The following is an 18,230-nucleotide window of genomic DNA, read 5'->3' on the forward strand; positions in this document are numbered from 1 at the left end:
CCCCAAAATAGGCCATAGTACATACCTTAGTATATAAATGAATGACATCCTCAGGTCTAATCTCCCATTAGAAGGGCTGGCAAATACTATGATAATTGGCATACCCAGAGCACTTCTATATCACAAATACAAGCACCTCTGGAAAAGTTTTTTTAATGAATTAGGCATCGATTATATCGTTAGTCCGGATACAAACAAAGAAATTCTTCGCAAAGGTTCAGCCTACTCTATTGATGAATCCTGCTTATCTTCTAAGATCTACCTGGGGCATGTGGAATGGTTGTTGGATAAATGTGACTATATTCTCATTCCCCGCTTTTCAGATTATAGTAGAAATGGCACGGTATGTCCCAAGTTTCTGGCGATTTATGATTTAGTAGCCAACACTTTCAGAGACAGATCTATAAATTTATTATCTTATAGCATTAATCCGAAGGTTACTCATGTTGAAATGGCCGCCTTTCTTAAATTGGGCAAAATCCTGGACAAAAAGAAGTCTCAAAGTCTATATGCCTACCTGAAAGCCAAACAGGCAGAAAAAAGGGCGCATTTGCTAGAGATAACTGAACAAGAGCGTCTACTCCACGAAAGTAAGCTGAAGATTTTAGTGATAGCTCACCGCTATAATATTTGGGACAAATATATCGGCGAACCTATCCTCAACATTCTGCGAGAGCAAGGGACTGTTCCGATTATTGGCGATATCGCTCCCCAAAAAGAGACCTTAGCTAATTATACCCAGATCAGCGAGACATTGCCCTGGGTCTTTAATAGGGAGCTTGTCGGCTCCATACCCATTTATAAAGACCTTGTCGACGGTATTATCCTTATGAGTGCCTTTCCTTGTGGACCGGACTCCCTAGTTAACGAGATCCTTATCCGACGAGTCAAGGATAAACCTATTCTTAATCTCATGATTGACGGACAAGAGGGAAACACCGGAATGGAGACCCGTTTGGAAAGTTTTATCGATATTATCCGGTTTAAAAAGGATGAATGCCATGGAAGAAATTAAGGCCAGCTACCCTCAGCTAGGAAATTATTGCACTCCTCTAGAGCTCTTATTCACTGAAGGATTTGATGTCAAGTATATTGTTCCTCCGCCTATCACCAAAAAAACCTTAGCCTTAGGAAGCCGTTACAGCCCTGACTACGTTTGTGCACCTTTTAAATACCATCTGGGAAACTTTATCGAGACGATTGAGGCAGGCGCAAACACCCTTGTCCAAACCGGCGGAGTATGCCGGTTACAATATTACGGAGAACTTCATGAGCAAATTCTTCAGGATTTGGGCTATAGAGTTCATTTCGTAAACATGTCCAAGGTTCAAGACACCAACCCTCTTACCTTTTACAATGGCTTAAAAGAGATAAATCCCCAGATGTCTTTGCAAAAAATAGGGAGGATTCTGCCTGTTGTGTTGAAGATGTTTGAATACATCGACGAGGCGGAAAACTTTATTCGCAAGAACATTGGTTTTGAAAGTAGCAAGGGAGCTTTTGAGAAAGTTCACGCTGCCTTTCTGGGGGATCTGCGCACTGTCCGTAACAAGAAAGAGCTTAAGAGCACTTACCGGGACTATATGAAGCTGTTCAAAGGAATTGAAATAAACAAGCCTACAGATCCTCTTAAAGTAGGAATCGTCGGAGAATACTACACCATAATGGAGCCTTTTAGCAATCATTATCTCGAGAAAGAACTGGCCCGAATGGGTATTGTCGTTGACAGATGGATGAACGTAACAAACACTCTGATCCATTATCCAAAAAAACAAATACAAAAGCAGATAAAAGATTATGCCGAATATCCTTGGGTGGCTACCAGCATGGCAACCATAGACCGCGCTTTAGAGTTTGCCAGAAAGGGTTATGATGGCATCATTCATGTCAAGTCCTTCGGCTGTACTCCGGAAATCGATGCGATGCCGATTCTCCAGAATATCAGCAAAGATTATAAAATTCCGATTCTCTATTTTACCTTTGACACTCAAACCAGTGAGACAGGGGTCAATACTCGTCTTGAAGCTTTTTATGACATGATCATCATGAGAAAGGAAACAAAGAAATGAGCAAGGCATATTTAGGAATTGATATTGGCTCAATTTCTACTAAAGGGGTGATTATCGATGAAAATAATAATATTAAGGCAAGTGAGTATCTGTGGACAGAGGGCGACCCTCTGAAAGCTGTCAAACGGCTATTGTCCGCTCTAAAACTCCAACTTGCCGACAGTCAGCAAAGAATTGTCGCCGTCGGAACTACAGGCAGTGCCCGCAAACTGATAGGAGCAATGACGGGCGCTACTGTCGTCAAAAACGAGATAACCGCCCACGCCATCGGCGCAATGTCTGTTCATCCTGACGTCCGCACGATTATCGAAATAGGCGGTCAGGATTCAAAAATAATACTAATCGAAAACGGTATCGTTATCGATTATGCGATGAATACTCTTTGCGCTGCCGGAACCGGCGCATTCCTCTCCAGCCAGGCACAGCGCCTGCACATCAATATTGAGGATTTCGGAAAAATTGCCCTGCAGTCTACAAAACCAACACCTATTGCTGCCCGCTGCACTGTTTTTGCAGAATCTGATCTCGTGCACAAGGCCCAAATTGGTCATAAGAAAGAAGATATTGTTGCAGGCTTATGCCAGGCCGTCGTTGCCAACTATCTTAATAACGTGGGTAAGGGCAAGAAGATCATTTCGCCTGTTGTTTTCCAAGGTGGTGTAAGCAAGAACATCGGTGTTATAAAAGCCTTTGAGGAATTACTGGGGATGCAGGTCACAGTGGATCCTAATAGTCATCTGACTGGCGCCCTTGGAGTAGCGCTGCTAGCAAAAAAATCAAGAGTTGAAAAGGATTTCTTCTTTGACATCACTGATATTGAATTTAAAACAGTTGGGTATGACTGCAAAAAATGTTCTAACAACTGTGAAATTATCTGCATTTATAAAGAAAATAAAATTATTGATGCCTGGGGTAATAAATGTGAAAACGGAGCGATCACTAAATCCCAGCCCCATGATTAAATTCATTTAGCAATTTGGCTTTAAATGTCTGAGTTTTTAGGGATTTTGTTCGAATGCCAAAAGCCTTGAGGAGCACATCTTTATGTCCCTCAAGGCTTTAGTTTTGTATCGTAGGGTACGTATCTCTACTTTTCTATCCTTTCGACGACACACTTAACGTACTCCGTCCACGGAAATGATAGGACTCTCCAAATGCGGCACCACCTAAAATCAAAATCGCACCAAGGATTTGAACCATACTCAGATGTTCGTTAAGAATAATTGCTGAGAATACCAGTGCGGATAAAGGGTCGATATAACTGCATATAGCCACTGACTGGGCTGGGAGCTCATGAATAGAGGAAAAATACAAATAACAGCCGATCCCGGTATTAACCATCCCAAGAATTAAAATGGGAATAATACTTGAACGGGTTATAGAAATTGTACCTTCATGCATGAAAAAAGTGTATAGAGCTACTACAGTACAGGCAGTAATAAGTTGAACGAGGGTAATTTCCAGTCCGTCAAGTTCTTTCACTTTTTTATTGGTAATTATCATTCCAGCATAAAGCAATGCAGAAATGATTCCGCACATAAGTCCCCAAGACATTCCCCCTGTTAAAAAATCTGAACCGTTGACGAACACCATACCCAAAGCAACCATGATAACCCCAATCATTTTGCTTACCGTCATCTTTTCCTGGAATGTGTAAGGCGCAGCTGCTATTACAATCACCGGTCCACAATAATAGGCCAGAGTTGCGGTACTGACACTGGTTAGCCGATAAGCCTCAAATAAAAACATCCAACTTAGCCCCATTGAAAATCCGGAACCCAGTAAATAAAGCCATTGCTTTTTAATTTGCTCAAAATGTGGCCTTTTCCCTCCGGCTATAAAAGCAAGGCCTAAGAACAGGCTGCCTATAATGGTTCTTGATAAGACTATTTCCGAACTGCTGAGCAAAATATAACTGGCCACTATGCCATTTGAACCAAAAATAAGCAGCGACAATATATATTTCACGTATGCTTTCGTCATTTATTCTGCTTTCCTTTCGCACTTTTTCTCCTATTGTATTAATCTAACACGCCCTGCTTCTGTTGTGTAGCCTAGAAATACTTCTCGGGAAAATTCTCTTTTCCTAATCATGAAATTTCTAGATACCTCTTTGCTAAGCAGTGTTAGCAGAAGAGAGCATACAGTTTGGCAAAAAAGTTTAATCCACATAAATAAAGACAGCCCTGAGCTATAAACAGGGCTGTCAAAAATCTATGCTTAGACTTTAAACTTATGTATACTTACAAATGCGCCTGACCCCCTTAAGCAAAACCTCTACTCACCTCACCAAAGCTCTAAAAATAAGAATTCCGTCATTTAAGCTTCCTTACTCCTTAACTTGAAGTATACGTAAAAACTGGTACCTGCAGGGCCAGTTTCAACACTTATCCTGCCGTTGTGACGTGCAACTATACCGTAACACACAGCCAACCCTAAACCAGTCCCTTGCTCTTTCGTCGTATAGAATGGTGTGCCTAACTTCTCAAGTGTACTCTGATCAATTCCATTACCTTCATCCCTTACGACCAGGGCTACTTCACTTTTAGTAGTGAAAGTTTTTATTAGTAAATGTCCGCCTTTTGACATTGCTTCAAATCCATTTCGAACAAGATTTAATAACAACTGACGAATTTCCCCAATATTAAGTTGCAAATCCGCAACAGTATTTAGCTCAGTAGTTAGTAATTTATCGTTGGTATTGGCATCTGCTTGGATCAGCGGCAATGTAGATGTGATTATATCGTTAATATTATGCCATTCCAACATAGTTGGTTTGTTTCTACTGATTGAAAGAAACTCCGAGAGAATTGAATTTGCTCGATCTAGTTCTTCTATCATAAGGTCAAAGTATTCCTTATCCTTTGACTCCTGTTTTTTCTTAAGCAATTGCAAAAAGCCTTTTACTGTTGTCATTGGATTTCGAACCTCATGACTAATACTAGCTGCCATTTCACCGATCAAATTTAATCTATCAAGTTTGACCATCTCCATCTCAGCTCGTTTGCGGTCTAAGATTTCCTGTGTAAGTAATTCATTAACTGCTTGCAATTCTTTAGTTCGCTCTTTAACTAAATCCTCAAGATAATACTTATGCCGCAGATCCTGATGCTTAAGCTTAAAAAGCAAAAAAGATATAAAATATGATATTAAAACTACTGAAAAAGTGTTTATATAGTTTCCCTGACGAATGTCCGGATTCTCTTGATTAATAGTTAGGAAAATCGTTAACGTAGCAAAAGATGAACCATACAAAAACGCTTTGACCTTTAGGTTATAATTGGAGATTACGGCTACAATAAGGCAGCCGATTATGTAAACTGTAACTTGCCCATGGATCTTTTGATCGATACCAGAGACCACTGTTGTTTCGAATAGGATAAAAAAAGAATAAAACACGACGTAAAATTTGTGAGCTAAAGTTATCTCATTAGCGGTTTGAACCATTATCTTATAGGAAGCTAAGATGCATAGAATTGACACCCACCCCAAACTGACATGAGAAAGGAATAGATAATAATAACTATTATTAATAGTCCAAAGACCCCTGGTTCCGTTTAGATAATCAATAAAAAGTAAAACTAAGCTTAATAAGAACAACACAATTGAAAATTTTCGGGTTAGATTAAAATTTTGATAGGTGATTATCCTTTCAATGGCGTTTTCATGGTCTTCCGTTATCTGTTGTGATTTTAATAAGCTCATGTAGTACATCTCCTACCTCTATCTCTCACAACAAATAATATTCAATTCTATTAATGTTTATCCTCTTTTTTCCCCTCTTCTTTCTTTTTCTACATGACAACATCGTTCATGATCTAATCGGTCGCATAGGAAAGGGCTGTCCAGAAATTGCGATTAAACTTGAAACATATGTATACTTGCCAGAAAGCAAATAAAAAGATATCACAGATTTTCCATGATATCTTTTTATTTGCTTTGTTTATTCAGTTGGAGCTGCAACAGAAAGTTGATTATTAATCATTTCCTTCTCGGCAATCAAATCTTCGATATGTTCCTTCTGTCCAACTAATTCTTCCAGAGTCATGGAATTAAAATCCTTCTTGGCAGATACAGGGATTTCAATTCCTCGATCTCTCAACAATTGATCCACCTTGTCTTCATTTTTCTTGTAGAGATAATAGGCTAATGCGGAAACCCCTACCCCCACTGCGAAGCCTGTTATATGGTCCCTAGATACAATCATCATTCTTCTTTTCCTCCTAACTTTCTCTTTACTTATTATAATTTTTTAAAATTAGCATTCTAATCTTAAAAAGATTATATCATTCTTACTCTTTAATCCTTCTAAAGCATCTCCATGTTTATTAGAGACTCTCTTCATTTGATTTAATAAAGAAGGTTCTTTCATGCTTCCTCTAAACCCTACGTATTTCCTCATTAGATTGCCAAATATTTTAATAATGCTTTTATGATAAAGATTTTCTTCTGATTTTACCGCAACATCATAATAAGTTCGGTTTTCTTCCTGACTGTAGGCTTGAAAGGCTTGGATGCTTATTCGATCAAATTCTTCTCCTGTCAAATGTCTGACAAAAGTGGAAATCCATGTGATCGTAGAAGAAACTAAAAATTCCTTTTTCAGAATTGAATTTAGTAAATATACGGCAGTAACAACTTCCGGATCAGGGGAGCCTGAGAATTTCACTTCAGAAATGCCATGATTTACAACAGCTGCTAAGGTGCTTACCCCGGCGTTCCACTCCAGTAAATTTGTAATGTTGTTGAAAGGGAGAAGCCCTGAGCGTCCAAGCCAAGCAGCAATTAAGGCCCCCAGAGCATAATTGTCAATGACGTTTACTCCAACGTACTTCTTCTTATTCTCCACGTAAACTGAGCACATATTATACTCAATTGATAAAGCTGTCCCAATCCTTATGATAATCTCCGACAACTCTATTTCAATGGGATTGTAATAGATCAAGACTGACCTGGTGATGGGACTGAATTTAACGCAATGAATTCCGGCATGTCCCAGGACTTCTTTTTCTAGTTTATCAATTCTTCTCGGAGGCATAGATAAGGAAATGCGGACTCTGCCAGGCAATTGGTGGATTATGTTTATCGCTGGATAACTCATATTCTCAACTCACATTTCTTTCAAAGTTATGAAACAATAACCTGGCCGAGTTGCAGACAACTAGTATTGTTGTGCTATTATGAAGCACCGATCCCCAAACTACCGGCAGAATGCCGATAGCGCCCAGCATAAGTCCAACTGTATTGATTCCTATAGTCACTGCAAAGTTCTGTTTTACAATAGACATGGTTTTTCGGGACATATTTACCATGCTGGGTATTAACAAAGGGTCGTCACTGGCAATGGTAACATCTGCTGCTTCTATGGCTATATCTGTTCTGGTATTGCCGATAGCTACCCCAACATCTGCATAGGCTAGGGCCGGGGCATCGTTGATTCCGTCCCCCACCATAATGACTCGGGATCCCTTGGACTGAGCCTGAAGAACATACTTGGCTTTATCTTCCGGAAGCAGTTCCGATTCAAAGCCATCCATAGCCATGCTATGGGCTACAACCTTGGCGGCATTTGCCAGATCTCCAGTCAGTAATTTTAACTCATCAAACCCTAAATACCTCAGACGATTGATTGCTTTTTTCATATTCTCTCTCAAGGTATCTTGGACACCTAAAACCCCTATGAGCACTTCTTCCTGAGAGACAAAAATCACATTTTCGCCCCGGTCTATCAAGTGAGTAATTTCTTTTTCCAGGTCAGAAATATCTATCTGATTTTCTTCAATGAACTTTCTGTTGCCCACTCTGACCGTCTTATTGCCCACCTTAGTTTCTACCCCTCTAGCCACATGAACGATGGTTTCAGAGTGTTCCGGTATAGTCCACCCGGATCTGCGCATTTTTGATAAAATTGCAAAGGCCAAAGGATGAGTCGAAGTTTCTTCTGCCGCTGCCGCAAGCTTTATAACTTCCTCTCCCGTTACATTTTTCTTAGTGACAATGCTTGTGATTCTTGGCTTTCCTTCAGTTACTGTGCCTGTTTTATCTAAAATTAAGGTGTCTGCTTCGGCCATTGCTTCGATTAAATTTCCGCCTTTTAATAAGATTCCGTTTTTGGCTGCGGTGTGAATAGCGGCAGATAAGGCTGTAGCTGTAGAAAGCCTTACTCCGCAAGAATAATCAATTATCAGCATATTTAAGGCTCGGACAGGACTTTTCGTGGTGAGATAAACAATCCCGGCAAGGGCAAAATTCAAGGGGATTAACTGAGCAGAAAATTTATCTGCATAAACTTGGATTTGTGCTTTATTATTGCCGGCATCTTCCACCATGCTCACAATCCGGGAAACAGCAGTATCGTCCCCTACTTTTTCTGCCTTTACTGTTACATTTCCGGATTGAATCACAGTTCCTGCAAAGACGCGCTCTCCTTTTTTCCTTACCACCGGCATAAATTCGCCGGTGATAGCTGCTTGGTCTATAACTGCTTCGCCATCGACAATGATTCCGTCCACGCTAATTTTATTTCCGGTATGCCCCATGACTAAATCGGCAACTTGGATTTCCGACAGGGGAATCTGCACTATTGTATCATCCTCTAACTTTTTCCAAACAACAGTTTCTCCTACCTCAATCATATCTTTTATGGCATTTCTCGTTCTGTTCATGGTATAAGCTGTAATGAGTTCGGCAATATCCGATAGTAAGATAGTGGTTAAGGCAGAAACCCCGCTGCCCGAAAGTAAGGAAGTGATAATCGAAGCCATTGTCAGGGTATCAGCATTCGGCCTCTTCCTAACTAACACGGACTTCATACCACTTTTAAAAATAGACTTTGATAACCCTAAACTAAGAAGGGCCGGAATAGTCGTAAACCTGGACAAAAGACCCTTCTGGGGAACAAGCTCAAAGCCTTTAGAAAAATTAGCAACCAAAAATCCTGCCCCGGTTACGGCAATTCGAGCCAGAATATCCTGATAGGACTCTTCCTGTAGTCTTCTTTCATTGACCGGAACATCATTTTTTTCTGCCCGTTCATTTTTATGGGCTACTAATGAATATGTATAGATAACCGTTTCAACCGTTTCCAGAATTTCTTCCCCATCCGCCATTTCGGAATCAAAAATAACCAAAACATTTCCAGTAACGGTATTTACCGTTGCTTTATTGATAATTGCTATGTTATTTAAGTTCTTTTCCAGATCAATGGCTTGTTGTCGAAGATATTTTAAGGTCCTGCATCTTATCCGCACTCTTCCGGCAATGCTATGAATTATTTCACATTTTAACAAAGGCAGTTCTTTTTTTACCGGCACTCCCTACCATCCTCCTTTACAAGCACATCTCTCGCTTAATAACTTCTTTCATTTTCTCAACTGTGATTCCTAATTGGTCTACTTTCGTCTTTTCCAGTTGGTTTCTGTGCGCGCCTACTATCCTGATCATAGTTTTTAGGTGTTTAATGATTTTCTTTTCATTAATTATATTGGCATCATATAAAATCACTGCGCTGCCTGAAACGTAACTGTAGGTGGCTTCGTTTACTCCCGGAATTGCTTCGATTAATTCAACGACTGAGAAGGTGTCTACTTGCCAAGCTTTAGGGATCTCCCTGATTGAAGGTATGGCTAATCTCAGTCTGCCTGGAAGGCTGTGTACTACATGGATCTTAATCAGATAGTCATATAGGTTTTCTATCAGAATCATCTCGAATCACCCTCTAACACCAGGGATCTGTAAGCCCAATACAATAAGCTGTAAGGATTTGACTTAGCTGCTTCTGTAGAAAAAGCTAACCCCTTCACTCCATAAAATAAGAACATCAGAGAAAGGGCGGTTTTCATATCTAACAGCCCTTTTGTCTTTTCGGAGAGCGAATAACTTAGGGCTTCATTCCATTTCTTAATTTCTTGCCTAATTATGGAGATTTCCGGGCTTTGTATTTTGTCCTCTAACCCCAGAAGCTTTATGACTATCCCAACAATTAGGAGTTCATCTATTTTCTCTGTCTCATAGATTACTAATATTGAACCCGTTAAGGTATTGGCTTCTACTTTTTTTATGCCCTCAATTGTGCACATTTTATCTTCGAGAAACTCTTTTCCGGTTGAAGAATTAACGAAGGCAGGAACAAAAAATCGAATGCGCCCAGGAATAGAATGCTTTATTTCTATCGTTCCACGAAATCCTGGGAAATGAGTTCCCTTTTTCTCTTGACTAAAACCCCTTGTGTAAAAAAGGCCAAAAAGCATACCGCTTAGAATTCGATATTTATTCATGTTACGCTTTCAATACTAGGTATTGATTCCTCCTCTTTTCAAATTCTGTATGTTGTAATTCCCCATATGAAGTAGATTCGTGTCGAACTAAAACCGATTTTATCGCTATATTATATTAGAACCTTTAGCTTGTCAGGATAATTTACAATGATAATTATTATCAGAATTATTGCTGGTTGTTCATCGATATTCATTATCAATTATCATTAAAAATTTAGTCATACTGTTTATCAGTATAACTATATAATACTCTTAGTACACCTACTTTTAGGTAGCTTACACCTTCTGTTGCAACCCTTGTCAATCCTAAAAATTGTGGATTATCTTATTTTTAAACCTTTACAGCATTGCTTTCAGGACAGCTTTTTTGCCGATACTATGCAAGAATATTTGTATTTATTGGCTTTCTCTCGTTGAAAACCATTATCATGTATTGTATTTGAACCATGAACTTTTGTCAATACAAGACACGACTAAGGCAACTTCACTATAATCACTGCGATTTTTAATAATAAGCATGAAGCAGTTGCATTAATGCAGATTGTTTTGTATCATTATATTGAACAATCAACATCGGATCAGACATTTTAAATCTTAGTTCATTTGTAAAAACGAACAAAAAAGTCCTTGTTTTTTTGTAATAAGTTACAAAAAACAAGGACTTTTTATAATTCAGTCGGCCTGGGCGGTTTATAAAAGACTGAGGGCCGTGTAAGACGAAGACTCGGGGTCTGTGCTGTAAGACGCAGAAGTTGATTATTTTCCGTCTGCCGTATTTCATGTAATTGTAAGGCACCGGTTAGGCAGGCTTGAACACAGTGAGGAGATTTGCCTTGGTCAAGGCGGTCATAGCAGAGCTGGCATTTGCCCGCTTTTTGGGTGAAGGGGTTTAATTGTGGGGCATTAAAAGGGCAGGATCCCACACAGGACTGACACCCGGTACACTTCTCCGGGTTATGCAAGACAATACCGTCCCGTCGTTTATAGTAGGCTCCCCCAGGGCAAACCCTCAAACACTCAGGATTTGCACAATGATTGCATGCCGTTGATAAAAAGAACCTTTGAATCTGGCTATCGCCTGCTCTTTCAATCTGACGGAGCTGTCGCCATTTCAATGGCGCAGGTAACTGATTATTTATTTGACAGGCTTTGATGCAAGCACCACAACCGAGACAACGGTTCGTATCCAAGATAAAACCCAGTTGTTTAACCATTCTGGAACACCCCATTTAGTTAAGATATTAGAGAGAATCAGTTGAGTTTACGCAGATTAATAAAGGTTTCATTGAGGGCAAAGCCCGGTGCTCCCAGGGATAAATTCCCCATGTCCGTATTAGGCGTTCCCATTAGGCTGTTAAGGGGAAGGTTAGATTTCACCGGTTCCTGATAAAGAATGACTGCTTCTCTTGGAAGCCTGTTCTCAATTTGGACAATCCCCTCCAGTTTCCCAAACTTATTCCAAACCAGTACCCTCTCCCCTGTCTGCAAGGCATAGCGCTCTGCAACTTCAGGAGAAAGATGAAAAATGAAGTCTTCTTTCTCAGTCTCTGAGGAGTAGACTTGAGAATTAATCGTCGTAGCATGATGGGGGGTTAAGAGGCGAAGGGGAAATTCCTCAGACGGTGAAAGAGGCGGTCTATAGACCGGGAAAGCGGGCAGGCCGGAGGCTTCTGCCCTTGCCGAGCCAAATTCAAAACGGCCGGAAGGGGTTTTAAAACGGCGGTTTTCCCAGGCAGTGGCAGGAAATCGAGCGCGCACAGGGCCATTAAGAATTTCTTCCGGGGTTTCTAAGCCCAGGATTTCCAACATGTCTGGCCCAACTTCTTTGAGCAGGGTCTCCTTTTCCTCTCCACCCGTCGGAAAGGCACAACTCCCCGGGGCCAGTTGATTCAGTTTATGGGAAACAGCCCAGGCGATTTGGAGATCTGAGCGGGATTCTCCGACAGGGGCTATAGTTGGCTCATTGACCCCAACCCAGTAATGCCAATAACTGGCGTGAAGATCCCAATGTTCGTAATGAGTTGTAACGGGAAGAAAAAGGTCTGCAGCTTGAGAAGACATGGAATGAAAAAGATCGCTGATTACAATATAATCGAGCTTTTGAATTAAGGCCTTCCAAAGATGCAGATTCCCATCCTGGGATAATGGATTTCTGCCGGAAATCCAAAGCATTTTTACCGGAGGGTCTGAGCATTGCAGAGCTTGTTCCGCAAAATTATTGATACTTAATAAGCGATCTTCTCGATTCTCTTTGTCCTGAGGGACGGACTTCAGCAGCCCTTTTGACTCTGGGGTTTGTTTAGGGTGAAGGCCCTGGAGCTGGCCTGCAAACTGCCAAGTTTTAAATTGACCGTATTGCACCCCTCCGCCGGGTTCGCCAATATGTCCGGCCAAAGCTCCCAGGGCATCAATGGCCCGCAGATTCTGTCCTCCGTTGGTGTAGCGTTGCAGACCAAAGCCGGCCCATATACAGGCGGGATGAGTTTTAGCGTAATCTACCGCTAACTCCCGAATGGTTTTAACCGGAACTCCAGTGATTTCTGCACAGTGATTCAGATCAATATCCCTGCGGAGATACTGTATAAATTCTTCATGCCCTAAGGAATAGGAAGCCAGGTCGGGATCAAGAAGATTTTCTTCCACAATAACCTTTGAAAACCCTAGGGCCAACAGACCATCCGTTCCCGGACGGACTTGAATAAAATGGCTGGATCGTGCGGCTGTCGCACTAAAGTAGGTATCAAAACAAACCACTTTTACTCCCCTGTCCATGGCATTTAAAAGAAGAGGCATCTGATGGACAGCTGTCCAAGCGGGATTAACGCCCCAGAGCCAAATCAGCTGAGATTTCCCCATATCCCCGGGGTCTGAGCAAAAAAACGTCCCGAAATCATAGGTCTGGGCATCGACACCTGCCGACCAACAGGGGGATCCTATAGCTCTTGTCGTTGAACCAAGACCGGAAAAGAGGCCTTCCATAGCATTATGCAAAACCCCAAAATTTCCCGAATATTTATTTAAAGCCAGGGGCAAGGCATTCCCATACTCCTCCCTGAGCCGGAGTATCGTGCCTGCGATCAGGTTTAGGGCTTCATCCCAAGAAATCCGTTCCCAATATCCGCTGAAGCGACCTCTTTGCTTCATGGGGTAACGTATACGTTTCTGGCTGTAGACTTTCTTGACATCTTCCAAGGCTTTAGCACATAATTTGCCTTTGGTATATTCATGGAGAGGATCCCCTTCAACGGAAATCAAAATTCCATTTCGCGTGGTACTGAGGATGCTGCATGTATCGTAACAATTGCGCGGACAAATATTCCGATGGGTCTGATACATAGGGTTACCTCCTTCCCTTAACTAGTCTTCCTATTTAACACTATTATAATCTGTTTTGGGAATTCAGGAGGAAGAAAGCTCCGAACCATTTACTAAAATGATCAGGAGCTTTCCAGGCTATGGATAACTTAGGAAAAAAGCTTAAACGTCTTTATTAGAACAACGCTGAGATATGGATACCTACTGCACTGACGTAAAAAAGGGCGCGTCCGAGAATTTCCCCTACTCCAACCAAGGCAAACACCAGGTAAAGTGTACTAGCCGTAAATACTTTTTGGGATTTGAGCCCTATTAGCAGCAGAATCAAGGGGGCTAGCCAACCTAACCCGGCCCGGAGCCAGAACAGCGGGCTTGAGAGGAGGAACTGGACAGTAGCCGCACCCTGAGCATTAACCTTAATTGTGGATGCGTACAAAACAAACATAAATATACTTACAATGATACAGCCCAAAGCCCAGTTCAGCAAACTCTTTTTTTGCTCGGGTTGAAGCTCTTTACCCCCCAGAATTACCAGAGCCAGGGCACCTAATAATCCGGCTGTCAGGATGAAGAAAAATACCGGTGCAACATTATTCCAAGCCGGGACTCGGGGAAGAACATAAATCATGGCACTGCTGATGATGCCTAATAACCCCAGCACTGAAGTGATCAGCAAAGAACTCCGAAGTTTACCCGCAGGATGAAAGGACAGCCACAAGAGATAGAGCCAGCCGACAAAGGTAAGGATAAAGAAGAGGATTTCCCGGCTTAACCAGGAGGAGCCGAGATGAGTGATTGCCCGATAAGCCGCCTCCGGATGCCCTAAGTGGAATAGAGAGGCCAGTAAGGCAATCATTAAGAGTATTCCGGAGACCACGACACCTTGCTTGAATAGTTTTTCCTTGAGCTGATTGCGGCAATCCAGGCCTAAAAGGCCGACGATTATACCTATTGAAATCTGACTGAGTACTGTAAACACTATTAAAGGCCATTCCCAAGTTCCCATGGCTTAATCCCTCCTAATCTGCTTGCCTTGTTTTGGTCCGATGAAACGAATGGCTGGCTGAGTAATGTCCGGGCTTGGCAGGCCGGGTAAGGTTTTTAGCACACCCATCCTTTGATCCAAGGCCTCATTAATTTCAACCAATTGTAAGGCTTCCGGAATGCAAGCGGCGACACAGGCAGGTTTCTCTCCTTTATCAATCCTTTGATAGCACAGATTGCATTTTTCAACCTTCTTTTGAGCAGGGTTAAATTGCGGGCGATCATAGGGGCAAGCCATGAGGCAAAGACGACAGCCTATACATCGATCGTGATCATGGACAACAATCCCGTCCTCCCGTTTTGTGTAGGCTTTGACCGGACAAACTCTCAGACATTCCGGATTAGCACAGTGATTACAGGCCATGGAGAAGAACATCCGGGTGGGCAAGGAATAATCTTCTTCACGAAGTTGGAAAACCTGACGCCAACGGGGAGCTGCATCCGTTTGATATTCATTTTTGCAGGCCATCTCGCACCCCTGACAGCCTACACATTTTTCTGAGTTATGCAAAAAACCTAATTGCTTAGTCATTTAGATCCCTCCTTAAGCTTTTTCAATCGTAACGAAGTTGTCATGAAAAGCCACACCATTATTACCGGTGGCTTGTTTTCCCATGTCGCTGGGAGTAGCCTTCAAAGTGTAATTAACATTGAAATTGGAATCCTTATACCAGGCCTCGTAGGAAACAATCACCTCCGGAGATGTCGTCCTGGTTAAATGGGCTTTAACGATAATCGAGCCCAAATCGTTGTAGATTTTAACCTTATCTCCTTCGGAAATTCCGTATTTTGCTGCAAGCACAGGGTGTATTTCAACCTTTGGTTCAGGATTTGCTGTCATCATCCAGTCCAGATTTTGAAATTGCGAGTGAAGGCCGTGTTGAGGGTGAGGTGTAAAAAGGCGGATTGGGTATTTTTCCGGTGCCTTCATGTCTTCGACCCAAACCGGCAAGGCCGGTAACCCATTCTTCTCAGCTAAATCACTGTGAATCTCGATTTTCTTAGAGGGGGTACGGAATTTACCGTCAGCCCAGGATGCCGGCGTCATTTTCGCTTTGCGGGGGCCTTCAATTAATTCCCGATAATCGCTGATTCCGAGTAAACTATGGATGCCCGGATTAAATTCCTTAGCTGCCCATTCTTCCGGAGTTCCGCTGGTTGGGAAGGTACAGGAACCGGGTTCTAAGGCATTCATTTTTTCCGAAAGCAGCATGGCGATTTCTACATCGCTTTTGGACTCATACAGAGGATCAATAGCCCGCTGATTAATTCCGATCCAATAGTGCCAATAACTGGCCATGACATCCCAATCTTCAAAATGAGTTGTCGCCGGGAGAACAATATCGGACATTTGTACGGTTTTGTTAAAGAAGGAATCCACCGTCACAACAAATTCCATGGCTGCAAACATTTTCTCAATAGCATTGGTATCCGGATCTTGAGAACCCGGGTTTCGGCAAGCCAGCCAGAGCATTTTGACCGGGGGATCATTTTGGGCCATCACATCATGGGCAAAGTTATTCATGTTAATATTGCGGTCGCCCTCTTTGCCGTCAGGTCCGATAAATCCTTTCGAACCCTTAGGTGCCGGATTAACCATAGCGTTGTAGCTAAAGCCCCAGGTTTCCAGATGGCCGTAATTGACCCCTCCGCCGGATTTGCCTACATTCCCTGTCATCACACCTAAAGCATCGATGATCCGTACGTTCTGACCGCCGTTGATATGCCGCTGCATACCATAACCCACCCACATTGAAGCCGGTTTGGTTGTCGCATACTCCCGGGCAATTTCCCTGATAATATCTTGGGGAACACCGGTTTTTTCACTAGCCCAGTCAAGGGTAATGTTCGTCTTCAGATAATCCACCCATTCATCGAACCCTACGCTATTGTTTCGAGCATAATCCCAGTCAACCCAGTTGTTGTCGAGAATATAGCGAGCCATTCCCAGGGCCAGAGCACCATCCGTACTCGAGTTTATTTGAATATACAGATCCGCTTTAGAGGCTGTTGAGGTGAGAACCGGATCGATTACAACCAGTTTGGCACCGCGTTCCCGAGCCTTATTGATAAAGGGAAGGGTATGAATTGCTGTCCAGGCGGCATTTTGCCCCCACAAAATAAGATATTTGGCATTGACCATATCCTCAGGATCATTGCTGTAAAGGGTTCCAAAATCATAGGTTTGGGCATCGATCCCTGCCGGCCAGCAAGGAGTGCCCAAGGCGCGCGTCGTGTAACCGATGCTGGACATGGTGCCCTCTGCTCCATAATGCACGATGCCAAAATTCCCGGAATATTTGTTGAAGCAAATCGGGAGAGTTGAGCCATAGCGGCTTTTTAGTTCAAGAATCTTTTTAGCGATGGTGTCCATGGCTTCGTCCCAACTGATGCGTGTCCAATTGCCTGAACCCCGGGGGGTTTGCTTCATGGGATATTTGACCCGATCCGGACTGTAAACCCGCCGAGTATAGGTATACCCTTTTAGACATAGCTTGCCGTTGGTGTAACCATGCTTAGGGTCACCCTCAACCTTTTTGAGAATTCCATTTTGCACATAGGAAATTTGTCCGCAGGTATCATAGCAGTTTCTGGGACAGACGTTGCGAAAGGTTTTCATCTCTTCGAGGGAGTCGTCCGCTGCTGTAACTGATTTGGTTAATAGATTAAAGTTGAATAACGCTGCACCTGCCGCTGCTGCTGCAGTTCCGCCTATAAATTGACGACGCGATAATTTCATAATGAGCCTCCTTACTTACAAAAGCTTGATTGTGTTCCGGCTACGAGGATTTTACTAAGGGCCGTGAATAGTGGATAGTCAGTTGACCTGCCAATGGCTTGGGCAAAAGCTTCTACCCATTGCTCCATGTGCTTGGAGCAAAACTCTCGGTGAAGCTCCAAATAATACTGGGCTGCAGATAGATTTTGCTCTTGCTGGGAGCTAAGGGCTCTGGACAGGAGATAAGCCATGAATTCTAATTCAGTACCTATGAAATCATCAGGTTCATGCCCCTGCTCTTGGGAATGTAACCCTTCCCGGAGATACATTTTTCGTACCGCCAGGGTCTGCTCTTGCATGACTAAACCTTCTGCCGAACGATAGACTGATTCATAGGGAGGGGCTTTCGGGGCCGCCGGACCTACGAATAGACGATTAAACTCATAGGTTAAAGCTTGGTATACTTCCGGACTACTGTTTAGGTATTCCTCTAATATTTTTACAGCCGATTCCAGTTCTTTAGGTCCTTCACTTTGAACCAAGACCGCTGCAGCCTTGTTTAACGGTTCTAAAGTCTTTGGCAGCTGCTCTCCGCCTTGGTCGAAAAATCGACTTAAGGCTAATAATAGGTTAATCTTAGCTTGATATTTCTCCAGGGTTCTTTGTTCGGCACATTCTCTCATTAAAAACACCTCCCCTTTTGTTTGTACCATAAATCACTTCCTCCCTGGTAATTCGGTTTTCCCTGATTTCTTCCTTTGTAAGAAAAAATGAAAATGCTCCCCATCCTTTGCAATAAACTACAAA

Annotated in this window: 16 protein-coding genes; 3 read left to right on the forward strand and 13 right to left on the reverse strand. The window is 42.4% G+C overall.

The window, feature by feature from the left end:
* The first annotated feature begins 37 nt into the window (after window positions 1–37).
* From BLS16_RS03955 to BLS16_RS03965, 3 genes are read left to right on the forward strand one after another with little or no spacing between them, the layout of a single operon-like run.
* On the forward strand, window positions 38–1,015 hold the full coding sequence (locus BLS16_RS03955; RefSeq protein WP_242876180.1) for an acyl-CoA dehydratase activase-related protein: 978 nt from the start codon (window positions 38–40) through the stop codon (window positions 1,013–1,015).
* Window positions 1,002–2,069 carry a hypothetical protein gene (locus BLS16_RS03960; RefSeq protein WP_092330218.1) on the forward strand — a complete coding sequence of 356 codons (1,068 nt, stop codon included), beginning with the start codon at window positions 1,002–1,004 and terminating at the stop codon, window positions 2,067–2,069. Before BLS16_RS03955 ends, BLS16_RS03960 begins: the two co-directional genes overlap by 14 nt.
* The gene (locus BLS16_RS03965; RefSeq protein ID WP_092330220.1) at window positions 2,066–3,031 is read left to right on the forward strand and encodes an acyl-CoA dehydratase activase; all 966 of its coding nucleotides are present in this window, start codon (window positions 2,066–2,068) and stop codon (window positions 3,029–3,031) included. Before BLS16_RS03960 ends, BLS16_RS03965 begins: the two co-directional genes overlap by 4 nt.
* A gap of 133 nt (window positions 3,032–3,164) precedes the next feature.
* Here the strand turns inward: BLS16_RS03965 and BLS16_RS03970 are convergent, their stop codons facing one another.
* The 13 genes from BLS16_RS03970 to BLS16_RS04030 form a co-directional block, all read right to left on the reverse strand.
* Window positions 3,165–4,052, reverse strand: a complete 888-nt coding sequence (locus tag BLS16_RS03970; RefSeq protein WP_092330223.1) for a DMT family transporter — start codon at window positions 4,050–4,052, stop codon at window positions 3,165–3,167.
* Between the two features lie 336 nt (window positions 4,053–4,388).
* The gene (locus BLS16_RS03975) at window positions 4,389–5,774 is read right to left on the reverse strand and encodes an ATP-binding protein (protein ID WP_092330226.1); all 1,386 of its coding nucleotides are present in this window, start codon (window positions 5,772–5,774) and stop codon (window positions 4,389–4,391) included.
* 238 nt (window positions 5,775–6,012) lie between these two features.
* Window positions 6,013–6,279, reverse strand: coding sequence for a hypothetical protein (locus BLS16_RS03980; protein WP_345788509.1), 267 nt, complete (start codon window positions 6,277–6,279; stop codon window positions 6,013–6,015).
* 48 nt (window positions 6,280–6,327) lie between these two features.
* Complete coding sequence (locus BLS16_RS03985; protein ID WP_207649725.1) at window positions 6,328–7,107, reverse strand: hypothetical protein; 780 nt, start codon at window positions 7,105–7,107, stop codon at window positions 6,328–6,330.
* Between the two features lie 67 nt (window positions 7,108–7,174).
* Window positions 7,175–9,382 carry a heavy metal translocating P-type ATPase gene (locus BLS16_RS03990; protein ID WP_092330231.1) on the reverse strand — a complete coding sequence of 736 codons (2,208 nt, stop codon included), beginning with the start codon at window positions 9,380–9,382 and terminating at the stop codon, window positions 7,175–7,177.
* Between the two features lie 16 nt (window positions 9,383–9,398).
* Window positions 9,399–9,773, reverse strand: coding sequence for an HMA2 domain-containing protein (locus tag BLS16_RS03995; RefSeq protein WP_092330233.1), 375 nt, complete (start codon window positions 9,771–9,773; stop codon window positions 9,399–9,401).
* On the reverse strand, window positions 9,770–10,345 hold the full coding sequence (locus BLS16_RS04000; RefSeq protein ID WP_092330236.1) for an HMA2 domain-containing protein: 576 nt from the start codon (window positions 10,343–10,345) through the stop codon (window positions 9,770–9,772). The genes BLS16_RS03995 and BLS16_RS04000 overlap by 4 nt, the downstream gene beginning before the upstream one ends.
* Window positions 10,346–11,010: 665 nt before the next feature.
* Window positions 11,011–11,559 (reverse strand): 4Fe-4S dicluster domain-containing protein, encoded by a 549-nt coding sequence (locus tag BLS16_RS04005; protein ID WP_092330239.1) that lies wholly within the window; start codon window positions 11,557–11,559, stop codon window positions 11,011–11,013.
* A 37-nt stretch (window positions 11,560–11,596) separates the two neighbouring features.
* A complete protein-coding gene (locus tag BLS16_RS04010; protein WP_092330241.1) occupies window positions 11,597–13,681 on the reverse strand; it encodes a molybdopterin-dependent oxidoreductase in 2,085 nt (694 codons plus the stop codon).
* A 154-nt stretch (window positions 13,682–13,835) separates the two neighbouring features.
* Complete coding sequence (locus BLS16_RS04015) at window positions 13,836–14,666, reverse strand: dimethyl sulfoxide reductase anchor subunit family protein (protein ID WP_092330244.1); 831 nt, start codon at window positions 14,664–14,666, stop codon at window positions 13,836–13,838.
* 3 nt (window positions 14,667–14,669) lie between these two features.
* Entirely contained in the window at window positions 14,670–15,236 is a 567-nt protein-coding gene (locus BLS16_RS04020; protein ID WP_092330246.1) for a 4Fe-4S dicluster domain-containing protein, read from the reverse strand.
* A 12-nt stretch (window positions 15,237–15,248) separates the two neighbouring features.
* On the reverse strand, window positions 15,249–17,444 hold the full coding sequence (locus BLS16_RS04025; RefSeq protein WP_092330249.1) for a molybdopterin-dependent oxidoreductase: 2,196 nt from the start codon (window positions 17,442–17,444) through the stop codon (window positions 15,249–15,251).
* Window positions 17,445–17,455: 11 nt separating this feature from the next.
* On the reverse strand, window positions 17,456–18,136 hold the full coding sequence (locus BLS16_RS04030; RefSeq protein WP_092330251.1) for a TorD/DmsD family molecular chaperone: 681 nt from the start codon (window positions 18,134–18,136) through the stop codon (window positions 17,456–17,458).
* Window positions 18,137–18,230 lie beyond the last annotated feature (94 nt).

It is taken from the genome of Desulfosporosinus hippei DSM 8344, assembly GCF_900100785.1.
Classification (GTDB): domain Bacteria; phylum Bacillota; class Desulfitobacteriia; order Desulfitobacteriales; family Desulfitobacteriaceae; genus Desulfosporosinus; species Desulfosporosinus hippei.